The organism is Paractinoplanes rishiriensis (genome assembly GCF_016862375.1).
Taxonomy (GTDB): Bacteria; Actinomycetota; Actinomycetes; order Mycobacteriales; family Micromonosporaceae; genus Actinoplanes; species Actinoplanes rishiriensis.
This window is the reverse complement of sequence record NZ_BOMV01000002.1, coordinates 1-16,664: the sequence shown is the minus strand read 5'-3', so window position 1 is coordinate 16,664 and position 16,664 is coordinate 1. Positions and strand designations below refer to the sequence as shown.

The window sequence follows — 16,664 nt, the reverse complement described above, 5'->3', positions numbered from 1 at the left end:
GCCAAGGTCGCGCAGGGCGGAAGCCGACTGTCCGCATCCCCCGAGATCTTGGCGTAGGCACCGCCGGTGCGGTTGTCGATCTGCCAAGGTCGCGGGTCGGGGAGTGGCGTCGGGGAGCAGCGTCGGGGAGTGGCGTCGGGGAGTGGCAAGGCCTCCGGGTTATCGGGCGGAGCGGCGGCCGGCCCGGGTGCTGGACGAGAAGGCGGCGGCGCCGCCGGACTGGCTCGTGTGGACCGGGGTGGAGCCGGTGCGGGGCTGGCCGGAACCGCGGCGGGCGCGACCCGTGCCGCCCTGCTCGTGGCGGGCGGTGCCGGGGCGGGCCGGCTCGGTGCCGTGGCCCGAACCGCGGCGGCGGCCGGAAGCGGCGGCCTCCCCGCCCTGCCGGGCCTCGGCCGGGCGGGCACCGCGGCGGGGACGCTTGCCGCCGGCCGCGTTGCGGTGGTCGGCGCCGCCGGCCTCGGCGGACGGCTGACCGGTCCGGCGCGCGGGCCCGGCCTGGGCCGGCTGTGCGCCGCCGCGACGGGCGGCGGATGCGGATTCGGTCGGCTGTGCGCCGCCGCGACGGGCGGCGGAAGCGGATTCGGTCGGTTGGGCGCCGCCCCGGCGGCCGGTGGTGGCGGGCGCGGCGGTGGACGGAGCGGTGGCGGCGCGGCCTCGGCCCCGGCCTCGGCGGCCCGCGGCCGGCTCGCCGGCCGGCGGGGGCGTGACGAAAGTGCGTTCGCCGGGGGCCAGGCGGGACAGCAGCGGGTCGCCCGGGCGGGTGCGGCTCGTGGTCGGGCGGACGCCGGCGCGGCGGGTCAGGTCGCGGACCTCGGCCTGCTGGTCGTCGGTCATCAGGGTGATCACCGTGCCCTGGGCGCCGGCGCGGGCGGTGCGGCCGGAGCGGTGCAGGTATGCCTTGTGTTCCACCGGTGGGTCGGCGTGGATCACCAGGGCCACGTCGTCGACGTGAATGCCGCGGGCCGCGATGTCGGTGGCCACCAGGGTTTCGGCGCTGCCCTCGGAGAATGCCGCCAGGTTGCGGTTGCGGGCGTTCTGGGCCAGGTTGCCGTGCAGTTCGACGGCGGGGACGCCGGCCGCGATCAGCTGGCGGGTGAGGACCTTGGCGCGCCGCTTGGTGCGGGTGAAGACCACCGTGCGGCCGGGGGCGGACAGCAGGTCGACGAGCACGCCGAAGCGGTCGTCGCCCCGGACGTGCAGGACGTGGTGTGACATCTCGACCGGTGCCTCGGCCGCCGCGTCGACCGCGTGCGTGACCGGCTTGCGCATGAAGCGCTTGACCAGCACGTCGACGCCGTTGTCCAGGGTGGCCGAGAAGAGCAGCCGCTGGCCGTCGCGCGGGGTCTGTTCGAGCAGGCGGCGGACCACCGGCAGGAAGCCCAGGTCGGCCATGTGGTCGGCCTCGTCCAGGACGGTGATCTCCACGGCGTCCAGCGAGGCGTGGCCGTTGCGCAGGTGGTCGTCCAGCCGGCCGGGGCAGGCCACCAGCACGTCGACGCCCTGGCGGAGGCCGTTGATCTGCGGGCCGGCGCCGACGCCGCCGAACACCACGAGGGTGCGCAGGCCGAGCTTGGCGGCCAGCGGGGCGAGCGACGCGTCGATCTGGGCGGCCAGCTCGCGGGTGGGCGCCAGGATCAGCGCGCGTGGGCGGCCGGGACGGCGCGGCGACCGGGAAGCGGCCAGGCGGGTCAGCACCGGCAGCGCGAACGCGTACGTCTTGCCGGAACCGGTGCGGCCGCGGCCGAGCACGTCCCGGCCGGCCAGGGAGTCTGGCAGGGTCGCGGCCTGAATCGGGAAGGGTGTGGTGATGCCGAGGTCGGCCAGTGCCGCGGTCAGGACGGCGGGCACGCCGAACTCGGTGAAGGTCGTCATACGGGTGGAAACTCCCAGTGTCGAGGGGGACCGGCGGCCCGGCGCAGACGGTGTGCGCAGCCAGGGCGCTGAGGTGGCCGATCCGAGGGCGGTGTCAAACCGCGTGATCAAGCATACCCGCTGCAGCAAACAACCGTCCTGCACCCGAAGGGGACCTGCTTAGCACTCAACGCCGATCACCGTTTCTCCTCAGTGCCCGGGAAACTCCCCCGCTCCGGGCGGCAACGCGAGGAGACCCCCCATGAGCGGTGCCCCAGCCGAAGAACGCCGTCGCGAAGACGTCGTTCAGGACCACATGGCGCTGGTCGGCCACCTGGTGCGCGAGATGCTCGCCCGGGTGCCGGCACACGTCAACCGGGACGACCTGATGTCGGCCGGCTACGCGGCGCTGGTGCACGCGGCCCGTGGCTTCGACGCCAGCCGTGGTGTCCCGTTCGCCCGGTTCGCCGCGGCCCGGGTACGCGGTGCCCTGCTGGACGAGCTGCGTGGCCTCGACTGGGCCAGCCGCTCGGTGCGCCAGCGGGCCCGCCGCACCGACACGGCGCGCCAGGAACTGACTGCCGAGCTGGGCCGCACCCCCACCGTCCAGGAGGTCGCGGACCGGCTCGGCTGCCGCGTCGAGGACATCGAGAGCGCCGACGACGACGTGCATCGCGCCGTGGTGTTCAGCCTCCAGGGCTTCGCCACGGCCGGCGCCGACGACATGGTGACCGAGCCCAGCGCCGGCCCCGAGGAGATGCTGATCCGCCGGGAGCGGCTCGGCTACCTGCGGCACGCGGTCGACGCGCTGCCGGAGCGGCTGCGCGCCGTGGTGCAGGGCTACTTCTTCGAAGAGCGGCCGATGGCCAAGATCGCCGACGAGCTGGGCGTTACCGAGTCCCGCGTGTCGCAGCTGCGTGCCGAGGCCCTCAGCCTGCTGCGCGACGGTCTCAACACGCACCTCGACCCGGCCCTGGCCGCGCAGGTCCCGGCCAAAGAGGGCTGCGTGGCCCGGCGGCGGACGGCCTACTACGACCAGATCGCGGTGCGCGGCACGCTGCACACCCGGCTGGCCCTGACCGGACCGGACGGCCTGCCGGTGGCCGCCTGAGCACACCTGACGGTGCCCGCCGCGACTGTTGACGCGGCGGGCACCGTGCTGTGCGAAGGTCACTGACCGGCGCAGGTGCCGGCCTTCTTCTGGGCGGCGATGGCCTTGGCGGCGCCCAGCTTGTAGAGCGCGAGCCCCTCCTTGGCGGGCTCCAGCTTCCACGCGTTGCCCTCGTACACCATCGTGTACGACTGGGCCGCCACCAGCTGCTTGGCGATCACGATGGCGCGGTCGGCGCCCTCCATCCGCGCGCTGGTGAGCTGGATCGCGAGGCCCTTGCGGGAGCATGCCTGGTTCAGCTTGACGTAGTCGTCCTTGCTGATCGCCTGCTTGCCGGCCGCGGTGTACATGTCCCAGGCTCCGGCGAAGTCGCCGCCCGCGAAGCGGTCGAACACCGTCTGCGCGGCAGCCTTGGCGCCCTCGACGGACTTGGGCTCGGGACCACCGGCGGCCGCGGCGGCGTTGCCGGCCGGCTCCTCGTCGTCGCCGGAGCAGGCCGTGGTCAGGGTGAGGGCGGCGGTCGCGATGAGGGCCAGCGCGCCGAGACGTCGGATCGGGTGGTTGTGGGTCATGCCGGGGTTAATTCCGATCGGCCGTTGTGCGTAACGGCTCGCCGGAGACATTGACGGATTGCTGACACTTCGGCCCGGAACCGTTACCTGCGCTACACCGGTTGGGGCACGGCCGTCGATGCGCTAATCTGAGCGTTTGCCGAGCAACAAAAAAGGCGACCTGTAAAGGTCGCCGACTGCGGAATGATAACACTAAGGGGAGTGGCTTTGTCAAGCTCCGCCGCGGACGACCTCAGTTCCGAACAGGCGTACCTCACCACCCTCTACGAGCGGCTGGACCACCTGCGTGACCAGGCCGACCAGCGGCTTCGTGCGATTCTGCTGGAGGCCGGCGGCACCCCGCAGGGCCGCACCCAGCGCGAGGCCACCCGGAGTCACTACGCCGAACAACTGGCGCAGATGAATGCCGTGGAGAACGGTTTGTGTTTCGGGCGGCTCGATTTCACCGCCGGGGAACCGCGGTATATCGGGCGACTCGGGCTCGCCGCTCCGGAACATGGTCGCGACCCGTTGCTGATCGACTGGCGGGCACCCGCGGCCCGGTCCTTCTATCTGGCGACCGCGGTGTCACCGGACGGGGTGAAGCGCCGCCGCCATCTGCGCACCCGCGGCCGGACGCTCACCGGCATCGACGACGAGGTGCTCGACCTCGAGGCCGGCGCGACCGGCGGCCGCGAGGACGTGACCGGCGAGGCGGCGCTGTTGTCGGCGCTCACCGCGAACCGCACCGGCCGGATGCGCGACATCGTCGAGACCATCCAGGCCGAACAGGACGCGGTGATCCGGGCCGGGCTCAACGGCGCGCTCGTCGTGCAGGGCGGCCCGGGCACCGGCAAGACCGCGGTGGCGCTGCACCGGGCGGCCTACCTGCTCTACACGTACCGCTCCCAGCTGACCAAGCAGGGCGTGCTGATCCTCGGCCCGAACCCCACCTTCCTGCGCTACATCTCCCAGGTGCTGCCGTCGCTGGCCGAGACCGGCGTGCTGCTGGCCACCCTCGGTGACATGTACCCGGGAGTCCGCGCCCGGGCCGTCGAGCGGCCGGCCGCCGCCGCGGTCAAGGGCCGCCTCGCCATGCTCACGGTGCTGGAGCGCGCGGTGGCCGACTGGCAGACCGTGCCCGACGACCACGTCGAGGTCGACCACGACGGCTACCCGCTGCGCATCGAGCGGGCGATGCTGGAGGACGCCCGGGCGGTGGCCCGCCGGTCCGGCCGCCCGCACAACGTGGCCCGGCAGCTGTTCGTGACCGAGGCGATCCACGCGCTGTCGCTGGCCATCGCCGACAAGATCGGCGCTGACCCGCTCGGCGGCGACAATCTGCTGTCCGAGTCCGACCTGGCCGAGACCCGGCGCGAGCTGCGCGAGGACGTGGACGTGCAGCAGGCGCTGTTCGAGTTCTGGCCGGTGCTCACCCCGCGCCGGGTGCTGCGCGAGCTGCTCGCCGACCCCGAGCGGCTGGCCGCCGCGGCCGGCGACCTCACCGGCGAGGAACGCGCCCTGTTGCTGCGCGAGCACGACGCCGCCTGGACCCCGGCCGACGTGCCGCTGCTCGACGAACTGGCCGAACTGCTCGGTGTCGACGACACGCTCAAGGCCCGGACCGCGGCCCGCGAGCGCCGCGAGGCGATCGAATACGCCGAGGGTGTGCTGGAGATCGTCGAGGGCTCCCGGTCGCTCGACTTCGAGGACGACTCCGAGGAGGAGATACTCTCCGCGATCGACGTGGTGGACGCGAGCGCGTTCGCCGAGCGGCACGAGGTGATCGACACCCGGACCGCGGCGGAGCGGGCGGCGGCCGACCGCACCTGGGTCTTCGGGCACGTGATCATCGACGAGGCGCAGGAGCTGTCCCCGCTGGCCTGGCGGCTGCTGATGCGCCGCTGCCCGAGCCGGTCGATGACCGTGGTGGGTGACGTGGCGCAGACCTCCGAGCTGGCCGGCACCACCGGCTGGGAGCAGGTCTTCGAGCCCTATGTGGGGCAGCGCTGGAACCTGGTCGAGCTGACCGTCAACTACCGCACGCCGGCCGAGGTGATGGCGGTGGCCGCGGACGTGCTGGCGGCCGTCGACCCGGCGCTGCAGCCGCCCCGGTCGGTGCGGTCGGCCGGCGTGGCGCCGTGGTCCCTCCGGGTGCCGCCGGCCGCGCTTCCCGCGGAGATCATTGCAGCCGTACGCCTGGAGGCCGCCGAAGCCGGCGACGGCCGGGTCGGGGTGCTGGTGCCCGAGGCGCTCGAGCCGGAACTGGGCCGGCACCTCGTCGAGGCGGTGCCCGGTGCGGCCGCCGGCGAGCAGCCCGACCTGCTCAACCAGGTGGTCCTGATGACGGTCCGGCAGGCCAAGGGCCTCGAGTTCGACGCCGTCATCGTGGTCGAGCCGGACGTGATCATCGCGGAGAGCCCGCGCGGCCTGTCCGACCTCTACGTGGCGGTCACCCGGGCCACCCGGCGGTTGGGCGTGCTGCACACCGGCGACCTGCCCAAGGTGCTCACCGCGCTGGCCGGCTGAGGATCCGACGACGAGGGGTCCGGCAGTTGCCGGACCCCTCGGTCGGTCGTTACGCGGCCGCGGCCGTGGGACGCATGGCGCCGACACCGTACGCGGTGTGGCCGTTCGCGTTGGTCATCGCCAGCCGGCCGTGCATCGACGTGGTGGTGGCGATGTTGGCGTAGTAGTTCTGCCGGCGGCGGGCGGTGATGCTCTCCGGGTTGTCCGGCACCGGGGCGAGCTCCGGGTTCAGGTGCGTGTTCAGGCCGTCCTTGAGCAGCGACAGCGCCTCGGCCCGCAGCTGGCTGATCCGGCTCTCGGTGACGCCCAGGTCGGCGGCGATGTCGGCCATCGGGCGCTCGTGCAGGAAGTACTCGGTGATGACGGTCTGCAGGCGCTCCGGCAGCGACTCGATGGCGTGGTGCAGGTAGCCGATCTGCTCGCGGCGGATCAGCATGTCCTCCGGGCCCGGGTTCTTCTCGGTGACCAGGTCGTCGGCGCTGCTGGTGGTGAAGCCCTGCAGCGACAGTACGGTGGCGCGCTGCACGTCGGTGTCGGTCTGCTGCAGGTCGCCCGTGGTGGTGCCGAGCGCCTGGGCCAGCTCGTCGGCGGTGGGCGTACGGCCCAGCGTGGTGGTCAGGTGCTGGCGGGTGGTGTCGGTGGCGCGGGCCTTGGTACGCACCGAACGGGTCGCCCAGTCCAGCGAGCGCAGCTCGTCCAGGATGGCGCCGCGGATGCGGGTGCTGGCGAAGCGGTGGAACGGGATGCCGCGGTCCGGGTCCCAGCCGCGCGCCGCGGTCACCAGGGCGTGCAGGCCGGCGCTGGTGAGGTCGTCGCGGTGGATGTGGTTGGGGATGCGGGTGAGCATGTCGCGCACCAGGTGGCCGACGAGCGGCATGTGGGTGCGGATCAGCTCCTCCTGCTCGGCGGCGGAGAGCACCGTCACGGCGGCGGCGGTGTCGGCAGCGAGGTCGGCAACGGTCGTCACGGTGCTGGTCATGTTTCTATCCCCCCGGTTGTTGTCGGCGGGCCCCTGATCAGGGGCTCACCGGCTGACAGGGAGAACTTTGGGCGACCAGGGTTGCCCGTTCCGGTCCCGTGCGGGTGCGTACCGGTTGCTCTGCAATCCGCTGCTTAGAGGACGTGGCCATGTGATCGGCCGAGGGGTGCCCGGGTTGAGGTTTGTGGGCGTAGGGCATCCTCGGCGCATGGATCTGACCGACACCGGCGCGGCCGTCAACGTCATCGCCGGGATCGCGATCGTGCTGGGCGTGCTCGGCGTGGTGATCCCGGTGCTGCCGGGCCTGCTGCTCAGCTGGGCCGGGGTGCTGTTCTGGGCGCTGCTCGGCGACGCCGGGGCCGGGCGCTGGGCGGTGCTCGCGGTGGCCACCCTGGTGGCCGGCCTGGGCGCCCTGATCAAATACCTGATCCCGGGCAAGCGGCTCAAGGCGGCCGGCGTGCCCAACTCGGCGCTGCTGGCCGGCGGCCTGCTCGGGCTCGTCGGCTTCTTCGTGGTGCCGGTGGTGGGCCTGATCCTCGGCTTCGTGCTCGGCGTCTTCCTGGTCGAGCGCGCCCGCCTCGGGCCGGGTCAGGCCTGGCCGTCGACCAAGGAGGCGCTCGGCGCGGCCGGGATGGCCATGCTGATCGAGTTCACCGCGGCCCTCGCGGTGCTGGTGATCTGGGTGTTCGGCCTGATCGTCACCTGACCGGCCGGACCGGTGCGCGGCTCGGCCGGCGGACCGGGCGCCGGCGGCGGCGCTGGGTCAGCAGCAGGAGCAGCGGGGTGCCGGTCAGCACGATCGCCATGGTCGCGGCCGCGGCCACGGTCAGCATGCCCGGCCCGGCGGGCGGCCGGATCGCCGGTGCGGCCTGCGGCGCCGCCTTTTCCAAGCGGGTCGTCCCGGTCGCGGTGCCGGACTCGGCCGCCACCTCCTCGGGCGAGATCAGCTTGCCGACCGACGCGTCCCTGGGCAGCGCGAAGCCCCAGTCCAGCAGTGCCGCGCCCTGCTGCCAGCCGCGCAGCGGACGGGCCTCGGCGCCGAGCAGGGTGACCACCAGCCGGCGGCCGTTGCGCTCGGCGGCGCCCACGTAGCTGTGCCGGGCCAGCGTGGTGAACCCGGTCTTGCCGCCCAGCGCGCCCGGGTAGTTGTAGAGCAGCCGGTTCTCGTTCTGGAACTGGAAGCCCTTCTTCTTCAGGTGCGGCTGCGCCGGCATCTGGGCGTTCCGGGCGAGCACGTACCGGCGGAAGTCCGGGTTGGCGAACGCCACCCGGGCGATCAGGGCGAGGTCGTACGAGCTGGTGAACTGGCCCCGGCCGTCGAGGCCGGACGGGGTGACGGCGCGGGTCTGGAACGCGCCGATCCGCTGCGCCTCGGCGTTCATCCGGGCGACCGTCTTGGCCACGCCGTCGGCGCCGCCGCCACCGGCCAGCCGGGCCAGGGCGTTGGCCGCGTCGTTGCCCGAGTTGAGCAGCAGGCCCAGCCACAGCGTGGAGATCTGGTATTTCCCGCCGACCACCAGGCCGACCGCCGAACTGCCCGGCTCGATCTCGAGGTCGCTGCGCTGGACGGTCATCTGCTGTTTCGGATCGAGGTCGCCGATCACCGCGGCGGCCAGCAGCGTCTTCTGCACGCTGGCCGGGGTCTGGTAGACGTGCGGGCCGCAGCCGCCCAGCACCTCGCCGGTGTCCAGGTCGGCGACCAGCCAGGTGGTGGCGGTCACCGGTGGTGGCTTCCTGGCCCCGGCCGGGACGATCAACCCGTGGGTGGCCAGCGCGTCACCGCCCACCGCGCTGTTCACCGGGTTGTCCGGTGGCGGGACGGGGCGGGCCGGGATGTTTTTCGGCTTCGCCACGTCGGGCTTCGGGCAGGGCACCTCAGGGGCAGCCGCAAGGCTCGCGGTCGGGGTCGCGAGCGGAAGGAACAAGGCGACGGTGAGGGCCGCCGCCAGACGGCGAGGGGTGCTGCGGATCAAGGCCAGGAGACTCCCGCTTCGAGTCGCTGATCGAGCAACTGGGCAAGGGGTATGGTCTCGCCGTCACCGCCACCCGCGCCGACGATCAGCCGGGGCGTGCTGGGCGACAGGTCGGCGCCGGTGAGCCGGGCGCGCAGCGAGGCCGGAACGGTGAGAACGTAGTACGCCCCGTCGGCGCCGACGGCGACCGAGCGGTTCGACTTCAGATACCACCCGCGGACACGGGTGCGGTACGTGGCGCCGCCGCCGAAGCTGCGGGCCGACAGGGGATGTGGTGGCAGGCCGCGCTCGGCGGCCCGTCGCACGAAGTCGGCCAGCAGTGCGGCGGCCTCGCGGGCCTCGGCGGCCCGGCTGGCCGCCAGCGCGGCGGCGTGCCCGTCGACGGCCCGCCGGCGTTGCTCGTGCCACGCCGACTGCTCGTCCATGCCTGCGACCCTAAGTGATCCAGACCGGCCGCGGCCAGCCGGGTTTTCCCGCCGATTCGCGCGAATGCCGTACCACCATTTGAATAACGGACCCGTCGCCGGGAGAAAGAATTGCGCTTTCTCGGCCGATGAGTTGCGCGCGCAGGCACTTTCGAGCAACACTTGGGCGCGGTCGGGCGGAATCTCTCGGGAGACATTATGGCGCGGCAAGTTATCACTACTCTGATCGACGATCTGGACGGAAAGAAGGCGGACCGCACAGTCGAGTTCAGCCTCGACGGTATTAACTACACGATCGACCTTTCCGAGGCCAATGCCGGGAAGCTGCGCAAGGCACTGGATCCGTACATCAACGCGGGCACCCGGCTCGGCCGCGGCGCCGGCCGGATCCCGGCCCGCCGCGCCGTCGCGGGCCGCACTGCCGGTTCCCGCGACGAGAACCGGCTGATCCGCGAGTGGGCGGTGGCGAACGGACACCAGATTTCCGAGCGCGGTCGCATTCCGCAGAGCGTCACCGACGCCTACCGAGCCCGATAGCTGAGCTGGCTGCGCTTCGCACCGCGGCGATCGCCTTGTAACCGGTGGTTTCGGTGATCGCGGGTGCGGTGCGAGGCGGTTCAGATGGCGCGTAGTCGGGGCAGGCGGGCGGCTACCGAATCGAGAGTTTTTTCGTCACCGGCGTACCAACTTGAGGCGCGCGGCCAATGGGTGATGGCGTCGGTGAAGCCGAGGGCGGCGGCCCGCTGCACCGCGTCCTCGAAGGCTTCCACGCTGGACAGTGAATAGACCGGGCACGCGTCCAGGGTCAGGTAACGCGTGACCTCGCCGGGTGCGCGGCCGGCTGCGTCGAGTGCTGCGTCGAAGCGTTCCGCGACCTCGGCCACCGAGCGCCACCACGCCTCCGCGGTGTCGGCGAACCGGGTGCCGGTGGTGACCCAGCCGTCGCCGTGCCGGGCGGCCAGGCGCAGCGCGCGCGGGCCGTTCGCGGCCACCACGAACGGCGGCCGGGGCCGCTGGCACGGGCCGGGGGTGCTGCGCGCGTCCACGGCCGCGAAGTATTCGCCGCGCCAGGTGGTCGTCGGGCTGGTGAGGATCGTGCCGAACAGTTCCAGGAACTCGGCGAAGCGGTCCACTCGCTGGCCGGGGGTGAGTTCCGGGCGGCCCAGCACGGCCGAGTCGAAACCGATGCCGCCGGCGCCCAGGCCGAGTAGCAGCCGGCCCTCGGAGATGTCGTCCAGCGCGGTCACCTCGCGGGCGAAGTGCACGGGATGCCGGAAGTTCGGCGAGGCCACGAACGTGCCCAGCCGGATCCGGCGGGTCACCATGGCGGCGGCGGTGAGCGTCGGCACCGCGTCGAACCACGGGCCGTCCACCAGGTCACGCCAGCCGAGGTGGTCGTAGGTCCAGGCGTGGTCGAAGCCGTACTGCTCGGCGCGCTGCCAGCGCCGGCCGGCCACGGACCAGCGTTCGTCGGGAAGAATCACGATGCCGATGCGCATCTGAGGGAAATTACCTCAGGCGGTACGCAGCCCGTCGTCCGCTCCGGTGCGGTCGTCCCCGGCGGCCTCGGCGAACGCCTCGAGCGCGCGCACCAGCTCCTGCTGGGCCGGCGCCGGCATCCGGCCGAGCACCTCGGCAAGCGCGTCCCGGCGGCGCTCGCGCAAATGCTCGAGCAGGCGCTTGGACGCGGCGGTGAGCAGCAGCCGGACCTCGCGGCGGTCGCGCGGGTCGGGCACCCGGCGCAGCAGCCCGGTGGCCTCCAGCCGGTCACAGAGCCGGCTCGCCGACGACGGCACCACGTCGAGTGCCTCGGCCAGCCGGCTCATGTTGGTGTGCCGGTTACCCGCGATGATCGTGAGAACGCGCAGCTGGGCCGGCGGGATCGCGGGGGAGTGGGACAGCCGGGCGGCGTCGAGCACGGACACGATCGAGTCGACCGCCGACTCGACGGCCGCCGCGACGTCGGTGACCCGATCGTCCATGTCCGATGTGTCCCGTCTGCAAACACCAAATGCATCGTGCCGAGCTGCCCTCTACCCGCTCGGTCCCTGAATCATGCCGGTTGCCGGAGCCAATCCAAGCAGACCAGGACCGCGTCGTCGTCGGCGTCGAGGCCGTCGTGGTAGTCCCGCAGCCCGCGGATGACCGTCTGCACGGCCTCCGGTGGCGGCTGCAGACGGGTCCGCCGCAACGCCGTGATCAGGGCGGTCTGCCCGTACGGGACCCGGCCGCCGGGCGCCGCCGCGTGCACGCCGTCGCTGGCCACCAGCAACCGGTCGCCCGGCTGCAGCTGGAATTTCTGGGTCTCGTACCGGGTGTCGCCGAACATGCCGAGCGGCAACTGCTGTTCGAGGGTGACCGGACGGATGTCGCCGTCGTGGGCGATCATGGCGCGCGGTGAGCCGGCGTCGACCGCCTCCACGCCGCCGTCGGTCAGGTCGATCTCGAGCAGCAGGGTGGCCGCGTGCGCGTTGCCGCCGTACCGGGACCACACCGCGTCCGAGGCGAGTTCGGCCTGCTCCACGATGCCCGCGCCGGAGCGCCGGGCGTTGCGCATGGCGTTGACCGCCACGGCGGTGAGCAGGGTGGCCTCGATGCCGTCGCCGTGCCCGTTGAGCACGGTGAGGGTGAGCCTGTCGCCGGTGACCGCCCAGTCGTAGTGGTCGCCGTAGACGGCGTACGCCGGTTCCAGCCCCCCGGCCAGCCGGAACCGCTCGCCGCTCAGCGAGCGGCCGGGCAGCAGGTCCCACTGGAGCTCGGCGGCCATGGTGAGTCGCTGCCGGCGGCGCACCAGGTGATAGCGGTCGGTGTCCCGGTCGGCGGTGCGCAGCGCCATGGCCAGCTCGCCGGCCAGGCCGGAAAGTTCCGCGGTGAGGTCCGGGCCGGCCGGCTGCGCGGTTTCCACCCGCAGCACGCCGAGCCGGTCACCCCAGACGGTGAGCGGAACCAGCACCCGGGCCGTGCCGTCGGGCCGGCCGTCGACGACCGGCTGCTGGCTGCCGAAGCAGCGCTGCTCGAGCGGGCCGCCGGCCGGTCCCTCGGGGTCGAGGACGGGCCACAGGCCGGTCATCGCGAGATCGCCGAGCAGGATCTCGGTCCGCGCGACCGGATAACGGTCGCGCAGGTGCTGGGCGGTGACCTCGGGAAGGCGATCGGGCGGCGCCGCTCGCAGCAGGGCGCCGACAGATGCCGGGCCGTCGGACACTCGATCTCCTTTCGCACAGGCAATAGTTGCCGGAGAGCAAGCATGATAGTGGCCTTGCTCCCGGTGCGGCTGACAGGCCTAGGCGAACGACTTCTCGAAGTGGATGAGACTCCCGCGGCGGGGCACGGAGTGCATCCGTACGTTCTCGCCGAGCGCTTTGATCAACAAGAGTCCGCGGCCGCGCTCGCTGCTCGCCTCGGGCGTCCCGGCGCACGCGTCGGGGTCGAAGCCGTCCCCGTCGTCGCACACGTCGATCGCGCAGTGGTCATCCGCCACGTCGAGACGAACCTCGAAGCTCTCGGCTCCGGAGGCGTGCTTCACCACGTTGGTGCAAGCCTCGGTGATGGCGATCTCGAGGTCGTCCCGGGACGGATGGTCCACGTGCAGGACGGTGAGGGCGCAGCGCAGCAGCCGGCGAACGGCGGGGATGCTCCCCGCCTCACGCGGAAGATCGAGCCGGACTGTCATACGCATGGGATATCTGTGCCCGGCGACGGCGCCGGTTAATCCACTCGGTCATCCGGGTCACGCCGGAAAACGTGTTATCCAGGGACGGCTCGCTGGTCTCCATCCCCAGCAACGGAGACCGAGAGGTAGGAACATGGCCGACCAACCCGATATCCCGACGGTCATCGCGGCCCGGGCCGGCGACCCGGCCGCCGTCGACCGGCTCGTCGCGGGTTACCTGCCGCTGGTCTACACGATCGTGGGACGGGCCCTGGAGGGGCACGCGGACGTCGACGACGTGGTGCAGGACGTCATGCTGCGGGTCCTGCGCAACCTCGGTGACCTGCGCGAACCCGAGTCGTTCCGGTCGTGGCTGGTGGCCATCACGGTGCGTCAGGTGCGCGAGCGGTACCGGTCCCGGCGGGGCGCTCCGGAGGGGCTGGTGCACGAGGACGTCCGCGATCCCGGCGCCGACTTCACCGACCTGGCGATCACCCGGCTCGAACTGTCCGGGCAGCGCCGCGAGACCGCCGAGGCGACCCGCTGGCTCGACGAGGACAACCGGGAACTCCTCTCGCTGTGGTGGCTGGAGGCGTCCGGCGAGCTGACCCGGGACGAGATCGTGGCGGCCACCGACGTGTCCCGGCAGCACGCCGCGGTGCGGATCCAGCGGATGAAGGCCCAGCTGGAGACGGCCCGGGTGGTGGTGCGGGCGCTCGCCGCCCAGCCGTCCTGCCCCGACCTGCGCCTGCTCACCGTGCCGTGGGACGGGCGGCCCGGGCCGCTGTGGCGCAAGCGGATCGCCCGGCACACCCGGGACTGCCGGGTCTGCGCGCCCGCCTGGGACGGGCTGGTCGCGGCCGAGCGGCTGCTGGCCGGCCTGGCGCTGGTGCCGATACCGGCGTCGCTGGCCGGCCAGGTCGTGGTGACCAAGGCGGCCACCGGCGGTGCCGCCCAGCTGGTCGCCAAGATCGGCTTCAGCCTGTCCCGCAAGGTGCTGACCGCGGCGCTGTCCACCACCACGGTGGCCGGCGGGGCGGCGGCGGTGGTCGTCTACCGGCAGGCCGACCCGCCGCCCGCTCCGGCAGCCGTGGTCGCCGCGCCGCCGCCGACGAGTCGTCCGGCTCAAACCGCGTCGCCGTCGGCCCCGTCCTCGCGTACCCCCTCTGCTTTTAAAACGACGCCCAGCGCTCCGGCCGCGCCCAGCGCGAGAACCTCGGAGAAGAAGGGCGTCAGCGTCTGGAAGTTCACCGGTCTCAAGGCGGCGCTCGCCGACGTCGGCGCCGGGTGGTATTACAACTGGGCGCCGCACAACGACGACGTGCCCGGACCGGCCGGGGTCGAGTTCGTGCCGATGATCTGGGGAAAGGCGAACGTCACCGACGGCACCCTCGCCCAGGCCGAGCGCGAGGGCGACGTGCTGCTCGGCTTCAACGAGCCGGACCTGGCCGGGCAGGCGAACATGAGCGTCGACGACGCGCTGGCGGCCTGGCCCCGGCTGGCCTCGACGGAGATGCGGCTCGGCAGCCCGGCGGTCGCCTTCGGCGCGGACAAATCGGGCGGCTGGCTGGAGCGGTTCATGGCCGGGGCCTCGGCGCGGGGCCTGCGGGTCGACTTCATCACGCTGCACTGGTACGGCTCGGACTTCAGCGACGCGGCGGTCGGGCAGTTCCTCGGCTACGTCGACGCGGTGCACCGCAAATACGGCAAACCGATCTGGGTGACCGAGTACGGCCTGATGAACTTCTCCGGAACGCCGAAGTACCCGACCGCGGCCCAGGAGGTCGCTTTCATCAAGGGCAGCACGAAGGGCCTGGAGAGCCGGTCGTACGTGGAGCGGTATGCGTGGTTCGCCCTGCCGGCCGTCGGCGACAGCCGCGACTACGGCCTCTACCTGGACGGAGATTCCCCCACAGCGGCGGGCAAGGCGTACCGCGCGGCGGGTTAGGGTTCGTTCATGATTCGGTTCGGGTACAAGGCCTCGGCGGAACAGTTCCCGCCGGCAGAGCTTCTCGGGTACGGCGAGCAGGCGGAACAACTGGGCTTCGACTCGGTCTTCATCAGCGACCACCTCCAGCCGTGGCGCCACGACGGCGGCCATGCTCCCGCGGCCCTGCCCTGGCTGGGCGCGCTGGCCGCCCGCACCGAACGCGTGCTGATCGGCACCAGCGTGCTGACCCCGACATTCCGCTACCACCCCGCGGTGGTGGCCCAGGCGTTCGCCACCCTCGGCTGCCTGGCTCCCGGCCGGGTCGTGCTGGGCGTCGGCTCGGGCGAGTCACTCAACGAGGTGCCGCTGGGCGCCACCTGGCCGGACGGCAAGGAACGCTTCGCCCGGCTCAAGGAGGCGGTCCTGCTGATCCAGAAGCTGTGGACCTCGGACCGGGTGACCCACGAGGGCCAGTTCTACCGAACCGTCGACGCCACCATCTACGACAAGCCGGAAACGCCGGTGCCGATCTACATCGGTGCGTCCGGCCCGGCCGCGACCCGGCTGGCCGGGCGGATCGCCGACGGCTTCATCACCACCAGCGGCAAGGGGCACGGGCTCTACACGGACACCTTGCTGCCCGCGGTGCGCGAGGGAGCGGAAAAGGCGGGCCGCAAGCTTGATGACGACCTGGACCTGATGATCGAGGTCAAGGTGTCGTTCGACGAAGATCTGGCGCGGGCCCGGGAGGACACCCGGTACTGGGGTGCGCTGGCCCTGTCGCCGGAGGAGAAGACCGGCGTGGAGGACCCGATCGAGATGCAGCGGCGGGCGGACGCGCTGCCGGTGGAGCGGACGGTGACGCGCTGGATCGTGTCGTCCGATCCGGCGGAACATGCGGCCAAGGTGGCGGAGTATCTGGACATGGGCTTCAAGCACCTGGTTTTCCACGCGCCTGGGCCGGACCAGGATCGGTTCCTTCGGCTGTATGCGGGGGAGATTCTGCCGCGGTTGCGGGAGCGCGGGTAGGCCGCTCGTGTGAGGCGGCGCTCTGTCTGCGGCGCGCTCTGTGTCGGTGATCTGCGGGGGCGGGGTCGGGTGCCAGGGCGGGGTCGGGTGCCAGGGCGGGGTCAGGTGCTGGGGTTGTCTCGGGGGACGGGGCGGAGGCGGCCGCTGCCGGTGCGGCGGTTGCCGGTGCCCTCGCCGTTGATCAGGCGCAGGTCGGGGCGGTTGCGGTAGCCCTCGAGGTGGCGGCGGTTGACGCCCACCTCGCGCCGGGACTGGGGCGGCAGGTGCCGGGCCGCGGACGTGTCCGGGCGGCTGTCGTCGGCCGAGCGCGGCTTCACGTCGGAGCGGTCGCCGTGGCTGGGGCGCCAGGCCTGCGGCTTTGCGTTGTCGCTGGAGCGGGCCGACAGGTGCGGGGTGCGGTTCTCGCCGTCGCGCCACAGGTCGGCCGCGGGCATCGGGCGGCGGCGCGGCGGGGCCCAGATCGGCTGGCCGCTCTTGTCGTCGGTCGTCGGCCACGGTTCGGCGGTCAGGTCGGCCGTGGCGGTTGCGGCCGGATCCGACGCGGCGTGCTCGGGATGGCCGGCGTGCTCGGGATGGCCGGCGTGCTCGGGATGGCCGGCATGCTCGGGATGGCCGGCATGCTCGGGATGGCCGG

General features: G+C 72.7%; 14 protein-coding genes and 2 pseudogenes. 6 read left to right on the top strand and 10 right to left on the bottom strand.

Features of this window, described 5'->3' with window-relative positions; translation table 11 throughout:
- Positions 1–468: 468 nt before the first annotated feature.
- Positions 469–1,872, bottom strand: a pseudogene (locus Ari01nite_RS01600) (DEAD/DEAH box helicase); the annotation flags it as partial.
- A 241-nt stretch (positions 1,873–2,113) separates the two neighbouring features.
- Here Ari01nite_RS01600 and Ari01nite_RS01595 point away from each other — a divergent pair.
- Positions 2,114–2,962: a sigma-70 family RNA polymerase sigma factor gene (locus Ari01nite_RS01595; RefSeq protein ID WP_203778710.1), complete on the top strand. Its 849-nt coding sequence runs from the start codon at positions 2,114–2,116 to the stop codon at positions 2,960–2,962.
- A gap of 59 nt (positions 2,963–3,021) precedes the next feature.
- Here Ari01nite_RS01595 and Ari01nite_RS01590 read toward each other — a convergent pair whose 3' ends face one another.
- A complete protein-coding gene (locus Ari01nite_RS01590; RefSeq protein WP_203778709.1) occupies positions 3,022–3,534 on the bottom strand; it encodes a hypothetical protein in 513 nt (170 codons plus the stop codon).
- Between the two features lie 183 nt (positions 3,535–3,717).
- Here Ari01nite_RS01590 and Ari01nite_RS01585 point away from each other — a divergent pair, with 183 nt between their 5' ends.
- A complete protein-coding gene (locus tag Ari01nite_RS01585) occupies positions 3,718–6,042 on the top strand; it encodes a HelD family protein (protein ID WP_203778708.1) in 2,325 nt (774 codons plus the stop codon).
- 49 nt (positions 6,043–6,091) lie between these two features.
- On the opposite strand, the gene Ari01nite_RS01580 is transcribed toward Ari01nite_RS01585, so the two are convergent.
- Positions 6,092–7,021, bottom strand: a complete 930-nt coding sequence (locus Ari01nite_RS01580) for a sigma-70 family RNA polymerase sigma factor (protein ID WP_203778707.1) — start codon at positions 7,019–7,021, stop codon at positions 6,092–6,094.
- Between the two features lie 208 nt (positions 7,022–7,229).
- Between Ari01nite_RS01580 and Ari01nite_RS01575 the strand changes: the two genes are divergently transcribed.
- Entirely contained in the window at positions 7,230–7,727 is a 498-nt protein-coding gene (locus tag Ari01nite_RS01575; RefSeq protein ID WP_203778706.1) for a DUF456 domain-containing protein, read from the top strand.
- Here the strand turns inward: Ari01nite_RS01575 and Ari01nite_RS01570 are convergent.
- Positions 7,720–8,991: a D-alanyl-D-alanine carboxypeptidase family protein gene (locus tag Ari01nite_RS01570; RefSeq protein ID WP_203778712.1), complete on the bottom strand. Its 1,272-nt coding sequence runs from the start codon at positions 8,989–8,991 to the stop codon at positions 7,720–7,722. The genes Ari01nite_RS01575 and Ari01nite_RS01570 overlap by 8 nt on opposite strands.
- Positions 8,991–9,419, bottom strand: a complete 429-nt coding sequence (locus Ari01nite_RS01565; protein ID WP_203778705.1) for a hypothetical protein — start codon at positions 9,417–9,419, stop codon at positions 8,991–8,993. The genes Ari01nite_RS01570 and Ari01nite_RS01565 overlap by 1 nt, the downstream gene beginning before the upstream one ends.
- 198 nt (positions 9,420–9,617) lie before the next feature.
- Here Ari01nite_RS01565 and Ari01nite_RS01560 point away from each other — a divergent pair, with 198 nt between their 5' ends.
- Positions 9,618–9,956, top strand: coding sequence for a histone-like nucleoid-structuring protein Lsr2 (locus tag Ari01nite_RS01560; protein ID WP_203778704.1), 339 nt, complete (start codon positions 9,618–9,620; stop codon positions 9,954–9,956).
- Between the two features lie 80 nt (positions 9,957–10,036).
- On the opposite strand, the gene Ari01nite_RS01555 is transcribed toward Ari01nite_RS01560, so the two are convergent.
- The 4 genes from Ari01nite_RS01555 to Ari01nite_RS01540 form a co-directional block, all read right to left on the bottom strand.
- On the bottom strand, positions 10,037–10,918 hold the full coding sequence (locus Ari01nite_RS01555) for an LLM class flavin-dependent oxidoreductase (protein ID WP_203778703.1): 882 nt from the start codon (positions 10,916–10,918) through the stop codon (positions 10,037–10,039).
- A gap of 15 nt (positions 10,919–10,933) precedes the next feature.
- On the bottom strand, positions 10,934–11,401 hold the full coding sequence (locus Ari01nite_RS01550; protein ID WP_203778702.1) for a MarR family winged helix-turn-helix transcriptional regulator: 468 nt from the start codon (positions 11,399–11,401) through the stop codon (positions 10,934–10,936).
- Between the two features lie 71 nt (positions 11,402–11,472).
- Positions 11,473–12,624, bottom strand: a complete 1,152-nt coding sequence (locus Ari01nite_RS01545) for a PP2C family protein-serine/threonine phosphatase (RefSeq protein WP_203778701.1) — start codon at positions 12,622–12,624, stop codon at positions 11,473–11,475.
- Between the two features lie 78 nt (positions 12,625–12,702).
- The gene (locus Ari01nite_RS01540) at positions 12,703–13,098 is read right to left on the bottom strand and encodes an ATP-binding protein (RefSeq protein WP_203778700.1); all 396 of its coding nucleotides are present in this window, start codon (positions 13,096–13,098) and stop codon (positions 12,703–12,705) included.
- A gap of 127 nt (positions 13,099–13,225) precedes the next feature.
- On the opposite strand from Ari01nite_RS01540, the gene Ari01nite_RS01535 reads away from it, so the two are divergent.
- The gene (locus Ari01nite_RS01535) at positions 13,226–15,019 is read left to right on the top strand and encodes a sigma-70 family RNA polymerase sigma factor (protein WP_203778699.1); all 1,794 of its coding nucleotides are present in this window, start codon (positions 13,226–13,228) and stop codon (positions 15,017–15,019) included.
- 9 nt (positions 15,020–15,028) lie between these two features.
- Positions 15,029–16,030: a glucose-6-phosphate dehydrogenase (coenzyme-F420) gene (fgd, locus tag Ari01nite_RS01530; RefSeq protein ID WP_203778698.1), complete on the top strand. Its 1,002-nt coding sequence runs from the start codon at positions 15,029–15,031 to the stop codon at positions 16,028–16,030.
- Positions 16,031–16,131: 101 nt separating this feature from the next.
- Here the strand turns inward: fgd and Ari01nite_RS01525 are convergent.
- Positions 16,132–16,664 (bottom strand): annotated as a pseudogene (locus Ari01nite_RS01525) (hypothetical protein); the annotation flags it as partial.